General features: G+C 39.8%; 18 protein-coding genes and 2 pseudogenes. 9 read left to right on the top strand and 11 right to left on the bottom strand.

The window, feature by feature from the left end; genetic code table 11:
* Positions 1–236: 236 nt before the first annotated feature.
* Positions 237–386, top strand: a complete 150-nt coding sequence (locus tag AACX33_RS19085; RefSeq protein ID WP_322744520.1) for a hypothetical protein — start codon at positions 237–239, stop codon at positions 384–386.
* Here the strand turns inward: AACX33_RS19085 and AACX33_RS19080 are convergent.
* Positions 380–2,650 (bottom strand): GAF domain-containing sensor histidine kinase, encoded by a 2,271-nt coding sequence (locus AACX33_RS19080; protein WP_193997978.1) that lies wholly within the window; start codon positions 2,648–2,650, stop codon positions 380–382. The genes AACX33_RS19085 and AACX33_RS19080 overlap by 7 nt on opposite strands.
* Positions 2,651–2,907: 257 nt before the next feature.
* Between AACX33_RS19080 and AACX33_RS19075 the strand changes: the two are divergent.
* Both AACX33_RS19075 and AACX33_RS19070 read left to right on the top strand, forming a co-directional pair.
* Positions 2,908–3,074, top strand: a pseudogene (locus AACX33_RS19075) (LL-diaminopimelate aminotransferase); the annotation flags it as partial.
* A 193-nt stretch (positions 3,075–3,267) separates the two neighbouring features.
* Positions 3,268–3,555, top strand: coding sequence for a Uma2 family endonuclease (locus tag AACX33_RS19070; RefSeq protein ID WP_339406989.1), 288 nt, complete (start codon positions 3,268–3,270; stop codon positions 3,553–3,555).
* Between the two features lie 11 nt (positions 3,556–3,566).
* On the opposite strand, the gene AACX33_RS19065 is transcribed toward AACX33_RS19070, so the two are convergent.
* A complete protein-coding gene (locus tag AACX33_RS19065; protein ID WP_193997979.1) occupies positions 3,567–4,178 on the bottom strand; it encodes an RloB family protein in 612 nt (203 codons plus the stop codon).
* Complete coding sequence (locus AACX33_RS19060) at positions 4,171–5,481, bottom strand: AAA family ATPase (RefSeq protein WP_193997980.1); 1,311 nt, start codon at positions 5,479–5,481, stop codon at positions 4,171–4,173. Before AACX33_RS19060 ends, AACX33_RS19065 begins: the two co-directional genes overlap by 8 nt.
* Positions 5,482–5,863: 382 nt before the next feature.
* Here AACX33_RS19060 and AACX33_RS19055 point away from each other — a divergent pair, with 382 nt between their 5' ends.
* The 5 genes from AACX33_RS19055 (at position 5,864) to ylqF (ending at position 10,779) form a co-directional block, all read left to right on the top strand.
* Positions 5,864–7,690: a tetratricopeptide repeat protein gene (locus AACX33_RS19055; RefSeq protein ID WP_193997981.1), complete on the top strand. Its 1,827-nt coding sequence runs from the start codon at positions 5,864–5,866 to the stop codon at positions 7,688–7,690.
* A gap of 240 nt (positions 7,691–7,930) precedes the next feature.
* Positions 7,931–8,098: a hypothetical protein gene (locus AACX33_RS19050; protein WP_193997982.1), complete on the top strand. Its 168-nt coding sequence runs from the start codon at positions 7,931–7,933 to the stop codon at positions 8,096–8,098.
* Between the two features lie 311 nt (positions 8,099–8,409).
* Positions 8,410–8,874 (top strand): CYTH domain-containing protein, encoded by a 465-nt coding sequence (locus AACX33_RS19045; protein WP_193997983.1) that lies wholly within the window; start codon positions 8,410–8,412, stop codon positions 8,872–8,874.
* 461 nt (positions 8,875–9,335) lie between these two features.
* Positions 9,336–9,704, top strand: coding sequence for a VOC family protein (locus AACX33_RS19040; RefSeq protein WP_193997984.1), 369 nt, complete (start codon positions 9,336–9,338; stop codon positions 9,702–9,704).
* A 190-nt stretch (positions 9,705–9,894) separates the two neighbouring features.
* Positions 9,895–10,779 carry a ribosome biogenesis GTPase YlqF gene (ylqF, locus tag AACX33_RS19035; protein ID WP_193997985.1) on the top strand — a complete coding sequence of 295 codons (885 nt, stop codon included), beginning with the start codon at positions 9,895–9,897 and terminating at the stop codon, positions 10,777–10,779.
* A gap of 439 nt (positions 10,780–11,218) precedes the next feature.
* Here the strand turns inward: ylqF and nifT are convergent, their stop codons facing one another.
* From nifT to cysE, 6 genes and pseudogenes are all read right to left on the bottom strand, one after another.
* A complete protein-coding gene (nifT, locus tag AACX33_RS19030) occupies positions 11,219–11,413 on the bottom strand; it encodes a putative nitrogen fixation protein NifT (protein WP_227789189.1) in 195 nt (64 codons plus the stop codon).
* Positions 11,397–11,685: pseudogene (locus AACX33_RS19025) on the bottom strand (nitrogen fixation protein NifZ). The gene nifT and the pseudogene AACX33_RS19025 overlap by 17 nt, the downstream one beginning before the upstream one ends.
* Positions 11,675–12,805 carry a homocitrate synthase gene (nifV, locus tag AACX33_RS19020; RefSeq protein WP_193997987.1) on the bottom strand — a complete coding sequence of 377 codons (1,131 nt, stop codon included), beginning with the start codon at positions 12,803–12,805 and terminating at the stop codon, positions 11,675–11,677. The pseudogene AACX33_RS19025 and the gene nifV overlap by 11 nt, the downstream one beginning before the upstream one ends.
* A 421-nt stretch (positions 12,806–13,226) precedes the next feature.
* Positions 13,227–13,424: a DUF2949 domain-containing protein gene (locus AACX33_RS19015; protein ID WP_193997988.1), complete on the bottom strand. Its 198-nt coding sequence runs from the start codon at positions 13,422–13,424 to the stop codon at positions 13,227–13,229.
* Positions 13,425–13,490: 66 nt separating this feature from the next.
* On the bottom strand, positions 13,491–13,745 hold the full coding sequence (locus AACX33_RS19010) for an Asr1405/Asl0597 family protein (protein WP_193997989.1): 255 nt from the start codon (positions 13,743–13,745) through the stop codon (positions 13,491–13,493).
* A 2-nt stretch (positions 13,746–13,747) separates the two neighbouring features.
* Entirely contained in the window at positions 13,748–14,515 is a 768-nt protein-coding gene (gene cysE, locus AACX33_RS19005; protein WP_193997990.1) for a serine O-acetyltransferase, read from the bottom strand.
* A gap of 625 nt (positions 14,516–15,140) precedes the next feature.
* Here cysE and AACX33_RS19000 point away from each other — a divergent pair.
* Positions 15,141–15,992 (top strand): bifunctional class I SAM-dependent methyltransferase/HIT family protein, encoded by an 852-nt coding sequence (locus AACX33_RS19000; RefSeq protein WP_193997991.1) that lies wholly within the window; start codon positions 15,141–15,143, stop codon positions 15,990–15,992.
* Positions 15,993–16,063: 71 nt separating this feature from the next.
* Here the strand turns inward: AACX33_RS19000 and AACX33_RS18995 are convergent, their stop codons facing one another.
* Both AACX33_RS18995 and AACX33_RS18990 read right to left on the bottom strand, forming a co-directional pair.
* Positions 16,064–16,282, bottom strand: a complete 219-nt coding sequence (locus AACX33_RS18995; RefSeq protein WP_193997992.1) for a type II toxin-antitoxin system HicB family antitoxin — start codon at positions 16,280–16,282, stop codon at positions 16,064–16,066.
* Positions 16,279–17,113: HEAT repeat domain-containing protein (locus AACX33_RS18990; RefSeq protein ID WP_227789187.1), on the bottom strand; the 835-nt coding region annotated here is incomplete at its 5' end. The genes AACX33_RS18995 and AACX33_RS18990, both read right to left, overlap by 4 nt.

Raw genomic sequence — 17,113 nt, 5'->3', positions numbered from 1 at the left:
ATATTTCTTGTCATTTGTCCTTCCTTCTCTCTTTCTTTGTGTACTTTGCGCCCTTTGCGGTTCGTTCCTCATATAAAATATGATCAACTTAGCAGTAATTCAGTATTAACAACTTCTATGGTTTTACTTCTGAAATAATAGTAACTAGCGGTGGTGTTGATAGATTAGAAATTTATAAGATTTTAGGTGTCAAGGAAGTTTGGTTTTTTAGAAATAATCAATTTGAAATTTATATTTTGCAGGGTGAAAATTATCAACAAGTTGTCAAAAGTGAGTTATTGCCAAATCTAGATTTAGAACTATTGGCGGAATATGCGATCGCACCCGATCCTTTAGAAGCTATACTAGCATTTCGGGAAAAAGTTAAAGCAAGTTTGGGTTACTGATTTTTCACCTTTGTCTTTGGCAATCGAATTGTAAAAATCGTGCCTTCCCCCCAAGTCGAATCAAAAAATAACTCTCCTTGATGATTGTTCGTGACAATTTGATAGCTATTGGGCAATCCCATACCTGTCCCTTTACCGACAGTTTTAGTAGTAAAAAAAGGATTGAAAATCCTAGCTTTAACCTCTAGAGTCATGCCTATCCCGTTATCTTGCACCGAAATTGAAACCGCCTCCGATGGCTCTACCATTGTAGTGATAGTAATCATGCCCTGATAGGTTGGGTCAACCTCCATGATTTGCCGTTCTTCAATGGCTTGAATAGCATTCATCAACAGGTTCATAAACACCTGATTTAGCAAGCCAACATAGCATTCAAATTTAGGCAGATTGCCATAGTTCTTAATTAAAACAATCTCTGGCAAACCCGTTTGACCATTTAACTGACTTTGTAAAATCATCAGGGTACTATCAATATTTTCATGCAGGTCTACTGCTTTTAGGCAAGCTTCATCTAGGCGTGAAAAGGTTCGCAGAGATTTGACAATATCCTGAATCCGTAATGCCCCTGTCTTCATTGATTGAATAGTTTTAGGTAAGTCTTGGACGATAAACTCTAAATCAACTTCTTCCACGACCTTCATGATTTCTGTGGAAGGATTAGTATCGGAGGCTTGGTAAAGTTGAACAATTTTTAATAAAGCTTCAGTATATTCGGTTACAGGTTCTAGGTTGCCATAGATAAAATTGACTGGATTGTTAATCTCATGGGCAATACCTGCTACCAGTTGACCCAAGCTGGACATTTTTTCTGATTGAATCAGTTGCACTTGGGTTTGTTGTAATTCTTGATAAGCTCGTTGGAGTTCTTGACTTTTGCACTGGGAAGTTTGATAAAGGTTGGCTTGTTGAATAGCGATCGCCAATTGAGTTGCTAAGTTTTGTAATAGCTCAATTTCATCGGGTTCCCAAGCCAGACTCCCATCCACTCGTCCCATCTTAAATGCACCTATTTTACCCTCGGTGTGAATCGGTAAAGCTAGATAAAGATTAATCTTCATTGATTCACAAAATGTTGTTAGCTCTTGATCTGGAATATCCTCTGGATTTTGGAGATCAAGTGTATAAATTTTGTCTTCAAAGATATGCTGAAATAACCGAGGAAATTCCTCAAGCTGATAAGAGCCTAACCAACTGCGAAGTTGGGGATTTCGCTGTTCTTGCACTACTTCCAACAGGGGTGTTTTAGTATCGCAACGATACCAACCAAAGGTACAAATATCCACCTTGAGTTGCTGAAAAATGGCGTTGACAGCACTCTCAAGAATACTTTCTAAGGCTAGGGAGTTGCGAATTTCTGTGCTGAGGTGATTGAGCAGTTGGCTGCGCTCCAGGAGGTCTGTGAGTTGACTTTGGGCTTGTTGTAGTTCAGTCAAGGTATCTTCTAAGTCACTGGTTTGCAGCCGATAAGATACTTCAGACTCTTGCAATTCTTGATATTGCTTTTTCAGTAAAGCATCTGCCCTATAGACAAAGGCAAAGAGTAAAATGTAAAGAATTGCCAAAATGAGCGAGACTTTGACAATAATCGTGACTTGGGTGGATCTAATCTGATGCAACCAAGGGGTAACATCGGTATAGACCTCAAATACACCGATGATCTTTTTGTTAGTCTGCTGATCATAAATCGGAATATAGCTTCCGAGTAAATGACGATTTTTAATCTTGCTGGTTAAACCTGTAAAGGTATCTCGGTGTCCAATGTGACTGACAATTTGTCCAGATTTAGCCGCTTGAAAAGCCGAAGATTTGGTTATCTTTCCAATTTGAGCGAACTCCGTCGAGAATATCGTCCGCCCTTGCAAATCAAAAATCTTGACTTTGGCTATGGACGAACCTTGAACTTGAAGTAGCACCGCTCTATGAATCTGGCTAATTCTAGGGTCTGCTAATAGCTCTTGATCACTCAGGGTTTTGGTAGAGGAAAAAAATGACCCATACTTTCTCCAGAGGTTATTCGCAAGTATTTTTGTGAGGACAACATTATCTTCTTCCTTAATATTGACTACGTTCTTTACAGCCTGCTGACGATAGAACCCAGTCAGCCAGCCCATAGCCAGGGTAAATGAAAGGAGGCTAACAATCGAGAAATTTTGCAGTAACTTAAAACGTTGTGGCGATACCGAGGTATCCCCTAATAAAAGTCGCTTGAGGAATGTGTTTGTTTTTAACCTGGGCGGTTGAGTGAATTTTATGGGTGAATTCATGAAACTATTAATCCTAATTAAACTTAAATGGCATTAAGAAAAGATGAAACCTCCCATTTAACAGGGTATGGTAAGTAGTATTTAAAACGATGGAATTTTAGTACATCACAGGAGACAACATCTTCTGGACTGACAACCCCCACGCCCAAAAGCCTTGTCAATAATAGATTTGCCGTTATCTTAGTGCCATTCAATTTTCGGATTATATTGTAGGTTTATATACATATATATCTCATATATCTCAATTTTATGTTTATTTATCTAGTTGGAAATTTTTCGATAAGCTGCTGCAAACTGTGACTGTAGTACACCGGGTTCTGGTTTTGGCGCTGCGGGTGAAAGCTACTTCCGCATTTCCGCATTTAATAGTCGGGAAAATGTCGAAGAAGCCATGAAGCGGATTACCGAAAAGTTTAAGGTTTAAAAATCTGTGGTGGGCATTGCCTACCATAAAACATTTCTTTGTCATCTTTCCTTCCTTCTCCCTTTCTTTGTGTACTTCTCCCAAAAGGAGAGGCTAGCGCCAATGCGGTATGTGCTTCGCGCACGCTACGTGTAAAGCATACGGCATAGCTACGCTTAAAGCGGAGCTTTCGCTTTAGCGATACGATCCTCATATAAAAATAAAAAAAGAATTTCCAAATTTAGCGATTGAAATAATAGTAACTAGCGGGGGGGTTGATAAATTAGAAATTTATAAAATTTTAGGTGTCAAGGAAGTTTGGTTTTTTAGAAATAATCAATTTGAAATTTATATTTTGCAGAGTGAAAATTATCAACAATTTGTCAAAAGTGAGTTATTGCCAAATCTGGATTTAGAAATATTGGCGGAATATGCGATCGCACCAGATCCTTTAGAGGCTATACTAGGATTTCGGGAAAAAGTTAAAGCAAGTTTGGGTTAAAATTCTGTAGATTATGGAATATATTTATTTAATTCCTCAACTAACTCATGTACTGTTGTGCAAGGATTATCACTTTCTGGATTAGGCGGATTATATTGGTTGAGAAGCTTTTTAGCGTTTTTGATAGCAATAGGTTGTAGTTCTTCTAACTCTTCATGAATTGCAGCACTATTTTTTTTATATTTATTTTTTAGGAATTTATTTAACTTAGGAATGTAATCTTGGCGAGGAAGTCCAGTATTGAGAAATTCAAAATGTAATACATACCATAATTCAAACGCCTCATTAGAGTAAGCAACTTTAAATCCTGCTTTATGAGCATTTTTTATTGCATTTTTGAAATCTTGCTTCGGACAATCATCGCGGTCAAATACGCACCAAATTTGGTCATAATCTCCTTGATTATTCAACTCTTTTGCTTTTTCTACTAGCTTACTCGGATTATAGCCGAATCCTCTGACATCAACATCAATTACATCTTTGGGGACACGAAAAGATTTAAAGTAATTTGGTTCAGTTTTTTCACCTTCACAAATAATTAAAAATATTTGTCTTAACTCTCTATTGGCAACTTTTCTAACAGAATAACCCCGATTTTGCACTTCCCTTGTTTTTTTAGGCATCAGGATTACCCAAAATTTGGCTTAAGTTACCAATAAAGGGAATAGCGCCATATTTGCCTTTAATGTAATCATTTTCAAATGAAGCATCATTCCTGATTGGATATTCAACGAGAGAATATAAATCTGTAGCACCATATTTGTTCTTTTCGGTAAACCAAATCTGATCTCTCCGAAATAGTTTATTACTCAGCAGGTTGGTATCGTGTGTCATAAATATCAATTGTGCATTTTTATAATTTGTTTCCTGAGAGTTAAATATTTCTACGATTGCTTTAGTAATTAGAGGATGAAGTCTAGCGTCAAATTCATCAAATATCAAAACATCACCATTTTTAAAAGTATCTACCAAAATCCCGGCGATAGAAACTATTTTTTGAGTTCCTTCGGACTCCTGCTCATATAAATCAAATAATTCCAGAGATATATGATTACCTTGACTATCAAATTTTTGATGTGCAGTTTTAATTAATATTGCTTTTAAAATTCCGCTCTTCACAATCATTTTTTTGAATTCTTCCGATGTATTTTCAGGCAAAGGCAAAGAATTAAGCCTAATTTCTGTTTCTTTTACTGTTATTTCTCTGATGCCTAAATCTAATTTTTTTATTAGTTGAATAATGTCTGCTCTATTATCATTACCTTCTGCTAAATAGCTAACTGTATAATTTAAATCAGAAATGTCATCTAAGCCTGAAATTATTTTTAATTTTCTTGTGAGCCAATCTAGTATTTTTTGAGCTATTTCAACATTAAATTGAGCAGCTACTGATAAAAAAAGTGCATTATGCCTAGTTTTTGAATCAATTCCCCCACCTTTAAAAATTTTAGATATATTGAATATATCAGTAGATTCTTCGTGATTACGTTCAAACAGACGAGTTTCTCTTTTATTAGGAACATAAAATAGCCACTCTGAAACAACACTTTTTTGAGTAGCTTTAAACCCATATCTATACTTTTTACCATCTAATAAAAACACAATTTCAAATAAAGAGGGTTCTGTTTCAGTTTCTGTACTAAGTCTAAATGGTTCAACTCCTATTTGTTCTGTGCTTTGAGTTTCTTTAGAGGAGTTAATCATAAACCATTTCATAAAGCTGATGGCTTTTGCTAGGTTACTCTTACCACTAGCATTAGCACCATAAATGGCAGCACTTTTGAGTAATGTAAGTTCATTATCTACGGCAAAAGTATTGTTATCATCAACTTTTGGGTCTTTGGCTACAATGTTAGCTGCAACCATGCTAAAGGTGACTTTATCTTTAAATGATCTGTAATTAGCAATACTAAACTCTATGAGCATAGTTAAGTTCTATTTCTAAAGGACATATTCGTGATATTTTCACAAATATCTAGTTTAAGCATAGCGGTTATCGATATATTCTCAACAGTAATTTTGTTGGTACATAAGCACTATTAAAATTAATATAAGTGAAAAAATTAGATGTATATGAAGAAATATAAATTAACTGTAGGGCTACCATACCTTGAGATGGTGCGTTGCGCTGTGCGACAACACACCCTACACTTGATTTGTCTTTACATAGTTATAAATATTTCAGCCTACCTACTTAGTGAAGCTTAATCATATAAAAGGCGATCGCGCAAATAAGCTCAAATAAATTGATACCAAGGTAAGATCGGCTTACAATGAGTGTCGGGAGTCTCATAACCCGGACAAATTAATGAATGCTGACGAATTTTTCCAACAGGGATTCAATAATCATTTGCAAGGGGACTATCAAGAAGCCATAGCAAATTATACTCAGGCGATTAACCTATATCCAGACTACGCGGAAGCTTACTATAACCGGGGGATTATTCTCAGCGCTGAACTTCAAGATTATCATGGCGCGATCGCTGATTTTGAGCAAGCAATAGATATTAATCCCCAGTTTGCTGAAGCATATTGCAACCGGGGAAATGCACGTTATTTTTTAGCCGATTATGAGGGTGCGATCGCAGATCATGATCAAGCCATAGAAATCAAGCCCAGTTTTGCTGAATCTTACCACAGTCGAGGTAATGCCTACTTGGCTTTAGCAGCATACGATCAAGCGATCGCGAATTATCAACAAGCAATAGAAAATAATCCTCAGTTAGCTACCAAAATCAACGGTGATATTGCCAAGGCTTTACATAATCGGGGTGTGGCGCGTTGCAATTGTGGGGATAATCAAGGAGCGATCGCTGATTTTCAACAAGCTTTACAATGGCATCCTTATTTTGCCCCAGCTTACAGCAGTCGGGGTAACATCTATTATATTTTAGGAAAGTATCAGCAAGCGATCGCTGAACATGACCGCGCCTTAGAACTAGATCCCAATTTAGCCGCAGCTTACCATAATCGGGGTAATGCCCGCTATGCTCTCCAAGAAAATCAGGACGCGATCAAAGATTACAATCAGGCTTTAAAAATTCACCCCCACTTTGCGGAAGCTTACTATAATCGGGGTCTTGTTTATGCTCGTCTCCAAGATTTTCAGCAAGCTTTGGCTGACTTTAATCAAGCTTTGACTCTGAACCCTGATGATGTCCAAGCCTACTCTGAACGGGGTTTAGTTCAAGAAACTTTAGGAGACTATCACCAAGCCCTTGAGGATTATAGTCAGGCATTGCAAAAAAACCCGACTTTAGCTTTAGTATACGGCTTGCGGGCTAATGTTCGTCGTCTGTTAGGAGATTATCAAGGCGCAATTGATGATAGTAATCGACTCTTACAACTTGATCCTCATCTCGCTCAAGGATACTGCGATCGCGCTACAGCCCGTCGGAGTTTGGGAGATTATCAAGGGTCAGTCCCCGATTATACTATGGCATTGCAGCTTGATCCTAATTTAGCTGAAGCTTATTATGGCCGAGGTATTGCCTACGAAATTTTGCAAGACTTCCTCGCAGCAGTCGCAGATAATACTCAAGCAATCGGGCTTTTTCCTGAGTTTTCCCAAGCCTACTGCAATCGGGGTAATGCTCATCGTTTTTTGGGAAATGAAAAACAGGCGATCGCGGATTATAATCGAGCATTAGAAATTAATCCTGATCTAATTGAAGCTTATTACAATCGGGGTTCTCTGTGCTATGCTCTGCAAGACTATCAGGGTGCTGTTGCAGATTACACCCAGGCATTACAAAGAAATCCTCAGTCTGCTACATTTTATAGCGATCGCGCCAATGCTCGCTATGCTCTGCAAGACTATCAAGGCGCAATAGAAGATTATCATCAAGCTCTGGCTATAGACTCTAGTAGAGCCGAAGACTGGTATAATCGGGGTCGTAGCCTTTCTGTGCTGGGAGAGTTAACCGCCGGGTTGGCTGATTTGAACCAAGCTTTACAACGTCAGCCTTATTGGGCTTCAGCCTATATGCTGCGGGCTGATATCCGCCGTCGCTTAGAAGACTATCAAGGTGCAATTGCGGACTTTCAGAAATCGGCCGATATCTATCAGCGAGAAGGAAATATCCAGTATTATCAACAAATTATGCAGGCGATCGCACAGCTTGAGCATTTATAATTGTTGTAGCAAAGTTAGACGCAACGTCTCTACATTTTTTCTCACCAGATGTCTACGAAATAACTCTATATAATTGTCTATTTTTTCTAATTATTTTGTTGTCATATTCAGCGAATGTGGCGTGTAATGCTGTTGCATAACTGATAATTTTGCTAGAATACATTCAAAGCTTTGTGGAATCGTCTCTTCGTAAACTTCCTGTGCTTGTAGAAATTACCATCAACTTACCAAACTAACATTATGAATCGCTTCACCTCTGGCTTGTTTGTAGGTTTGCAAGCGTCTATGTCCTCTCTGGCTATATCTCAGAGAACTGATACTGCTAAACCCCTACCTCTTTCTAACTATATGTATGACGGTGAACTTAACTTTGACCGTGGATCGGGACGCATCGGGCGCGGTTGCTAAATCCGCCTTAATTAAGTTGAATATTCTCTCATTGAGTAATTACTGCAATCTTCATGAGAGAAATTAAGCTATGCGATCGCCTCTGGCGTGGCTTTGTCAATCGCCAATAGTCTGTTCTGGAAATCATTCTATGAGCCAGAATTTTGCCAGGCGATCGCATTCAATTATGATTAATTTCAGGTCATTTACAACTTGATGGCCTGTTGTTTTGTATTATACTTGAGAAATCAACACTAGAGTTAAAATTATTATAAAATTTTCGACTATTGAATTTTTTAATATTTGCCCAAAAACCAGAATAATTTCACAAAATGGCTAAAGAAATAGAACGGAAATATTTACTCAAAGAAGATACTTGGCGAAAAGTAGCTCAAGGAAGTGTCTATTGTCAAGGATATATTGCTACGAAAGATCAAGTTACTGTCCGTGTGCGGATCATCGAAAATCAAGGTTATGTGACGATTAAAGGGCCTAGCGTTGAATGTTCCAGATTAGAGTTTGAGTATCCCATTCCTGTAGAAGATGCTCAAGAAATGCTGAATACATTGTGTCAAAAACCTTTTATCGAAAAAATTAGATACAAAGTAGCGTGGGGTGGTTTGATTTGGGAAATAGACGAGTTTGATGGTCTAAATAAAGGATTGATTTTAGCAGAAGTCGAACTCAATGATGCAAATCAACAGATTGAACTACCTCCTTGGATTGGTGAAGAAGTATCCCACGATCATAGATATTTCAATAGCTATTTGGTAACAAATCCCTTTTCACAATGGTAATTGTGGCTAATTGACACTCCCCGCGATAAATCGACAGGGATTCTTGGTTCAACGAAACCACTTAACCTAGAGTCCTTGCGTTGTCTAAACCAGAGGTGGGATTCTCCCCAAGCGTTAATTCGGGTATGCCCTACCCTATTTGCATGAGTGCAAGTCCTGTTTCGTTTGAAACAATTTGTTTCAAAATGCTGATTCGTCTAGCCCCTATGAATCTTTTACCTACTGCTAGGAGGAAACTAGAACAATGCAGTAGAACCGCATAGATTCAATTATCTTGGCGAAGCCTCTCCCTTTGGGAGAAGGTTCAGGCTTTGTCTTTCGACAGCTAGGTTTTTTAAGTGGTTGATTACCTTTCCACTACAATCAGTATAGCAGCACCTTAGTACATTAATGAATTAAAAGTCGTCGTAGAACGACGGGGCTTTAAACCCAATTTTTCGGTAACTGATTCAATTTTAAATATGACTTTCCAATATACCGAAGCACTCGTCACCATAGCATCTGTTAATTTTGAAAATCTGGTAAATTTCTATACAGAATTACTTGATAAAAAACCATCATCTCTCATCCCCAACGTTTATGCAGAGTTTCAACTTCCTGGTGTAAGATTGGGGATTTTTCAACCTCAAAAAAACCATACATCGGAATTTGCCAACTCAGCCAACAGTCAGATAAGTTTGTGTTTAGAAGTGACTAATTTAGAAGTAGCGATCGCACATCTGGCAAACTTAGGCTATCCACCCCCCGGAGAAATCTCCACAGCTTCTCACGGGAGAGAAATTTACGCTTATGACCCCGATGGCAATCGGTTGATTTTACACCAAAAATAGACGCAATCAATAACTTCCAAATAAACAAACACCCAAAAACCTAACTAAATAAACCTCTCACTTCTTTCTTTCTCTGTGTCCTCTCTACGAGACGCTGCGCGAACTGTGCCTCTGTGGTAGCCTTCGGCAAGCTACGCTAACGTTTATTTCTTAAAAAAGTGTTATAATTAGTGGCTATTGGTAATTAACTATGTCTTTAACTCAAAACTATAAATTAAACCTGATTCAATGGTATCCAGGTCATATTGCTAAAGCGGAAAAGAAGCTGAAAGAACAGCTAACGCGGGTAGATGTGGTACTGGAAGTCCGAGACGGGCGGATTCCTTTGGCGACACACCACCCCCAAATAGATGAATGGGTGGGAGATAAGGCGCGGGTGTTGGTATTGAACCGACTAGATATGATTTTGCCCCAAGTGCGATCGCTTTGGGTAGATTGGTTCAAGCGTCACGGTGAAGTCGCCTATTCTACCAATGCAAAACAAGGTCAAGGTGTAACGGCGATCGCTAAAGCCGCCCAAGCAGCTGGAATACAACTCAATCAAAGAAGACGCGATCGCGGGATGTTACCTCGTCCAGTGCGAGCTGTAGTCATTGGATTTCCCAACGTTGGTAAATCAGCCTTAATTAACCGCCTCTTAGGAAAGCGAGTCGTCGAAAGCGCCGCCCGTCCTGGGGTAACTCGCTCCTTACGTTGGGTGAGAATTTCCGAACATTTAGAATTATTAGATGCGCCTGGAGTTATTCCCTTGAGAATGGGGAATCAAGAAGCCGCCATCAAGTTAGCAATTTGTGATGACATTGGTCAAGCATCTTATGATAATCAGTTAGTAGCATCTGCCTTCATCGATTTAGTCAACGAACTCCATGAAACAGCCGCACATTTATTACCACCATCACCCTTATATACCCGCTATCAACTTGACCCCGTAATGTACACCGGAGAAAGCTATTTACACGCCTTAGCCGAACATCGTTACAAAGGCGACGTAGAACGCACAGCCAGACATCTGTTAACAGATTTTCGTAAAGGATTATTAGGTACAATCCCCTTAGAATTACCACCTCATTTCTAGATATTAAAATCTTGCTCAGGGAACACCAAAAAATAAATTACCCAAAAATTGTAGGGTGGGTATAGCCCAAGGGGCATGGCTTCGCTAAAGCGCAGCGTAACCCACCATTATCCTCAAAATTAATTAGGGATTTTATTCCTTGGAAGTCCCTCACCGGAAAAATCTGCTCAAAGTCTTAATTATCAGTGATCATGAGGCATTGAAAAAGGGATAAATTTGAGTAAAACTAGTGTTCAAACAATCCAAAAATTGCTGAATGAGGATTAACAAAATTTCAGCAGCATATCTACACAGTATTAAGTTAACTCCTATCTTGCACCAGCCGACAGGCAGTCACGGCTACACAGGCAAAACCCTTGAGTCCGCGTCGGAGGTTCGAGTGGTTCCGCGATTTCTCATCGCCAGGGCTAGGTGCAAGATGTCATTCAAATATTTATCTTTAAGACAGCCGTTTAGCTTCCACAGTTAGCGGTAAACTTGCTTTATCTGGCAATTCGCTAAATTCTAATTCCCAGCCATTTGCTAAAGTGAGAATTACCCCATCGTTACTATCTGTTTGTTTAACAACATCTTCTTCTAGGTCTTTTTTCGCAACGTAAGCCACCAAAGTTCCCGCATCATTCATCCGCAGCATTACTTTCATGAATTCTCCTCAACCGCTTCTAGTTCTCTTTTCCGACAACCGACAACAAACCCTTTCTCCAAAAAATGCACTGCATAGATATAGGAATTTTGTAAATAAGTGCCTATACTCGCTATGTAGCCAATATCTCCTTTGTTCCCTAAAACCTCCCCGACTTCTCTCCCCGCAAACGTCCCATCATTTTTGATCAGTTTGCGAAGTCTGACTTTTTGCCCAATTTCAAAAACAGGCGGTAAATTTAGCTCTAATTCATCAGGTTGCATGAGAGTACCTCTGTTCTCTTACCAAATTCAAAAGTTCTTCAACGGTCAAATTGCGTTTTTGCTTGACCGACTGCTGGCGGACTGCATCCAAGACAGACTGGGTTTCCTCTGGGTTGAGGAAAATATCATTTTGCTGTAACAAACTGGTCACCAAATGTCTTCCAGAATGCTTACCCACGACCAAACGTCGTTCCCAACCTACTTCTTCCGGTGCAAATGGTTCGTAAGTCAGGGGGTTATGCAGTACGCCGTGAGCATGAATTCCCGATTCATGGGCGAAGGTATTTTCACCCACAATTGCTTTCCAGGGTGGGACATGACAATTGGATGCTGAAGCTACCAGTTGGGAAAGTTCCACCAAACGGCGAGTATCAATACCCAAATTGATGCCATAGATGCGTTTGATCGACATGACAACTTCTTCTAAAGCTGCATTTCCCGCCCTTTCGCCGACTCCGTTGACTGTGGTATTTACAGATGTGGCTCCGGCTTTGATACCAGCCAAAGCGTTAGCAGTTGCTAGGCCAAAATCATTGTGAGTGTGAATTTCTAGAGGAATGGACAAAGCCGAAACGAGCTGTTTGACTTTGGCGTAGGTGCTGAAGGGATCGAGAACGCCGACAGTATCGCAAAAGCGAAACCGTGATGCGCCCCATTCTTGAGCATGAAGGGCTACATCTAAAAGGAAGTTGGGGTCAGCTCTGGAAGAATCTTCGCCGCCTACTGCTACCCAAAGACCTTGATCAACGGCAAAGCTGATACAATCTTTGAGTCTTTGCAAACTGACCCGCCATTGACCATGAAACTTAGCGGCGATTTGGATTCCAGAAACGGGAATAGCAATATGTACTCGCTTCAAACCGCAGGTGATGGAAGCTTTGATATCTGAAATTACCGCCCGGTTCCAACCCAATAGACTTGCTTGCAAGCCCAAGTCAGCAATTGCTAGAATAGCATGGGTTTCGGCTTCGCCCATTGCGGGGATTCCCACTTCTAATTCGGGAACACCAATAGCATCGAGAAATTGTGCGATCGCTACTTTCTCTTCAAAGGTAAAAGCAACACCTGCTGCTTGTTCACCATCACGTAATGTAGTGTCATTAATTAAGATTTCATTCATCTCACACATCCCTTTTAGGAATCATTCTTAATATGCTTTCTGTTTTGGGAGCTTATTTACCTGTAAATTCTGTAACGGTAAATGCCTAATACAAATGCTGAATGATGAATGGTAAATGCTATAAACTCTCAGATTTAATAGTTCATCTTCATGATTATTAAATCATAGCTAAATTCCCACATCATATCTGTATGGCAGAGAACCAAATACAGGTATATTTTAGAATTATTTTTACTATTGCTAAATCAGATATTTTATAATAGTCATTACCTGACGTAACTATTAGCAAATCTTCAATACAGCAAAATAGCAAATCTGGCAAGAAAGTTAATGAACATAGTGGTTTGCTCGTATAATTACATGAAATTTGCTGGTGATTATGTAGGCAAGCTAACGCACTAAAAGTTAGAGGAAAAAGCGGTTAATGATGGTCATCTAGCCAATCCAGAATTTTTTCTAGTTGCTCTAAGTTGACTAGTCCATATTGCCAGAGCAGCATGGGTAAGGGGCCATTATCAAATTTACGATGTCGTTGGGCTACAGCAATATCTGCATTTGTCAGTTCGAGTTCTTGATGTAAAAAATTGAGAAATTTTCTCTCACTGTTACAGGTGGTCATAATCGAATTTGCTAGTTATGGATTGTGTTTGTGTCACGCAGAGGCGCAGAGTCGCGGAGGGGGAGTTTAGGAGGTTTTTGTATTCCAGCAGCGTTCTAGCCAATCTACTAGTTCGTGACGTGAGGCGAGAAATTGCATCAGGGTGCTACGGATGAGGATGGCTTCTAGGAGGTTATTGACTTTGACTCGTAGGGAACCATCGCTGTGACAGCAGCAGGAAATCTTTAATTCTTGCAAACGTTGGGAAATTCGCCAGCGATCGCACAAGGGAATCTGCAAAACCTGATATCCTGGGGGGTCGGAACTATTCGGTGGGAACATGGTTAATGATTTTTGGTCAGAAGTTCTTTGTCCTGGGGTTGAATATTCAGGGTTTGTAATTGTTGTTCTAGTTTCTCGATGCGGCAGAGTAAAGAACTAATCACAGTCGCTTGCTCATCAGGGAGCTTACCATGTTCTAGGGGATGCAGGTTGAGGTTTTGTTTGGGAGAGATAATTCTACCAGGAATCCCGACGACGGTGGCATCTGGGGGAACATCACGCAATACAATGGAACCAGCACCAATGCGGACGCGATCGCTAATTTGAATATTTCCCAAAACTTTCGCCCCCGCACCCACCACCACGTTATTACCCACAGTGGGATGACGCTTCCCACTTTCTTTCCCCGTACCGCCCAGAGTAACGCCCTGATAAATTAGCGTATAGTTTCCCACAACAGCAGTTTCACCAATTACCACACCCATACCGTGGTCAATAAACACACCTTTCCCAATCTCTGCACCTGGGTGAATTTCAATACCTGTCAGAAACCGCGCCAAGTGAGAAATCAGACGGGGGATGAAAACCACACCCCGACAGTGTAACCAGTGGGCGAGACGATGCAAACAGAGAGCCTGTAACCCAGGGTAGCAAAACACCACCTCTAGCCAATTCCGTGCTGCTGGATCGCGTTCAAAGATGATTTGAAAATCACTCAATAATGGTTCTAAAAAAGCACCAGAGAACAGATTTTTCAGCAAGGATGTATTTGAAGAACGTGGTTTGATTGCAGCCTGACGGTCTTTGATCCTGTTTAATGACTGTTGCATCAGTAGTATTTGGTTAAAAGAGCCATGTGCTATTTTTATGCTTATATCAGGTGACTCCCAACTGGACAGTACATTAAACGCCGATTGGATTTATTGGATTAATTACAGTTGTACTCAACCATCTCAAACCCTGATTTAAGGGAAACTTAAAATTTCCCTTGGGGTAGGGGTGCTAGTATTTAATCATGGGGGTACTGGTGTTTTTCGGGTAGGGGCTTCAGAATTTTTGTACTCACCACAAAAAACTTTACCTGTAAGAGTTTGCAGCGAATTAGGCAAGTTATTTTGCAATATATTAAGTTGTACTCACTTGCGCGCAAAGATGAGGTAGACAGGATGACAAATCATATATCTGTATATCCAGCTACGATTCTTATTCTATTATTTAGTTAGGGGAAAAAACAGGTTTCTTTATTTTGTTTTAGGTTTTGTTGTCTGTGTGTATATATACGTTTCGTAATATAGATAATGGCTTTTCTAAACACATATCTTACACCAATTGCTTTAGAGAACACCATAAAATAAATTATCTCATCTTGCCCGTCCTTGGTAATTAAGTGATCACACTTAAGGCGATTAAGTATCAACTGTGCTAAGACAAGATGGGCGTGCATCTCGAAATTTCATGAAACAGCAAAAAAATACATTCAGCCATCTCACCGCCATAGAAAGAACTTACTTATCATTTCCGGCACAGTTTTTACTAAATCAAAACCTGCTTCAAGGTAAAATCCTAGATTTTGGTTGTGGCTTTGGTAATGATGTGAAAATCCTCAGCCAAAAAGGTTTTGATATTACAGGCTATGACCCTCATTATTTTGCCCAATATCCTCAAGGTAAATTCGATACTATAATTTGCTTTTATGTTTTAAATGTTTTATTCCCTGAAGAACAAGCTAATATCCTCATGGAAGTATCGCACTTATTAAAACCAGGAGGAAAAGCTTATTATGCTGTAAGAAGGGATATCAAAAGAGAAGGGTTTAGAGAACATTATGTCCACAAAAAACCTACATATCAATGTCTAGCTAAACTTCCCTTTCATTCATTATACGCAGATGAGATGCGGGAAGTATATGAGTACATTCATTATAATCAACAGCGAAATTCAACTAATCATTGTATATTTTGCAATCCTCATAAACATCTCAGGTTATTAACAGAATCAGCTACAGCCTATGCTATGTTGGATGGCTACCCGATAAGTAAAGGACATACTTTAGTTATTCCTAAACGTCATGTCAGCAATTATTTTGATTTACCATTTAAAGAACAATCTGCTTGCTGGTTTATGGTGAATAAAGTCCAAAAAATTCTCAACACAGAATTTGCACCTGATGGGTTTAATGTAGGTATGAACATTAATCGAGAAGGCGGGCAGAATATTATGCACACCAGTATTCATGTCATCCCTCGTTACAAAGGCGATGCTGTTGGTAAAAGTGGTATTAGGAAAGTTATTCCTAAAGGTAAATAGTTATATAGCAATTCTCAAGAAGTTACGAACCCAAAGATCCCCGACTTCTTCAAGAAGTCGGGGATCTAAATTCATGCTACTTGTGATGACTGTTCTAAGGTTTTTGGTTCTGGTAGAGGTTCACCATTTTCCAACGCTGTCTCAATTAGCATTTCTAAAACTTCTTGAGCATTTTTGCAAGCTTCTTCATAGGTATCTTCGTGAGTATGACAAAACTCTCCCCATTCAGGAAGACTGACTACAAAACACTCGTCTTCATTAGACCATTGAATAATAATTGTATATTTCATTCTTTTTCTTTTCCTAACCGCTTTAAAATCTTCTGAGCATACTTCCGCACTTCCTCATCTGGGTCATTTTCTGCTCTGTCGCGCAACAGTGATAAAGTCTGGGGATGCTGAGGATATTGCTTGATAATTATCTCCAGTGCAATGCGCCGAGGGTTTTCGTTAAATATATCTCCACTCTCACAGGGGTCATTGACAGCACAATTGTAATAGATATCAAATAACTCAGGCTGATTTCTATAATGTTTGGCTAATGCTTGGATGGCTGCACCTCGCACATTCCAACGTTCATCATCAGAGGCGCGTTGTTGGAGGAAGGTTTTGGTTTGGGAGTCATCTTTGTAATTGCTGGCTAATGCTTCGATGGCTGCACGTCGCACATTCCAACTTTCATCAGAGGCGCGTTGTTGGAGGAAGGTTTTGGTTTGGGGGTCATCTTTGTAATTGCTGGCTAATGCTTCGATGGCTGCACGTCGCACATCCCAACTTTCATCAGAGGCGCGTTGTTGGAAGAAGGTTTTGGTTTGGGGGTCATCTTTGTAATTGCTGGCTAATGCTTCGATGACTGCACGTCGCACATTCCAACGTTCATCATCAGTGGCGCGTTGTTGGAGGAAGGTTTTGGTTTGGGGGTCATCTTTGTAATTGCTGGCTAATGCTTCGATGGCTGCACGTCGCACATCCCAACGTTCATCATCAGTGGCGCGTTGTTGGAGGATGGTTTTGGTTTGGGGGTCATCTTTGTAATTGCTGGCTAATGCTTCGATGGCTGCACGTCGCACATCCCAACGTTCATCATCAGTGGAGCGTTGTTGGAGGAAGGTTTTGGTTTGG

Origin of the sequence: Nodularia sp. LEGE 04288 (genome assembly GCF_963896525.1) — a bacterium.
Taxonomy (GTDB): domain Bacteria; phylum Cyanobacteriota; class Cyanobacteriia; order Cyanobacteriales; family Nostocaceae; genus Nodularia.
The sequence above is the reverse complement of the archived record's forward strand: the minus strand, read 5'-3'. Positions and strand labels throughout refer to the sequence as shown.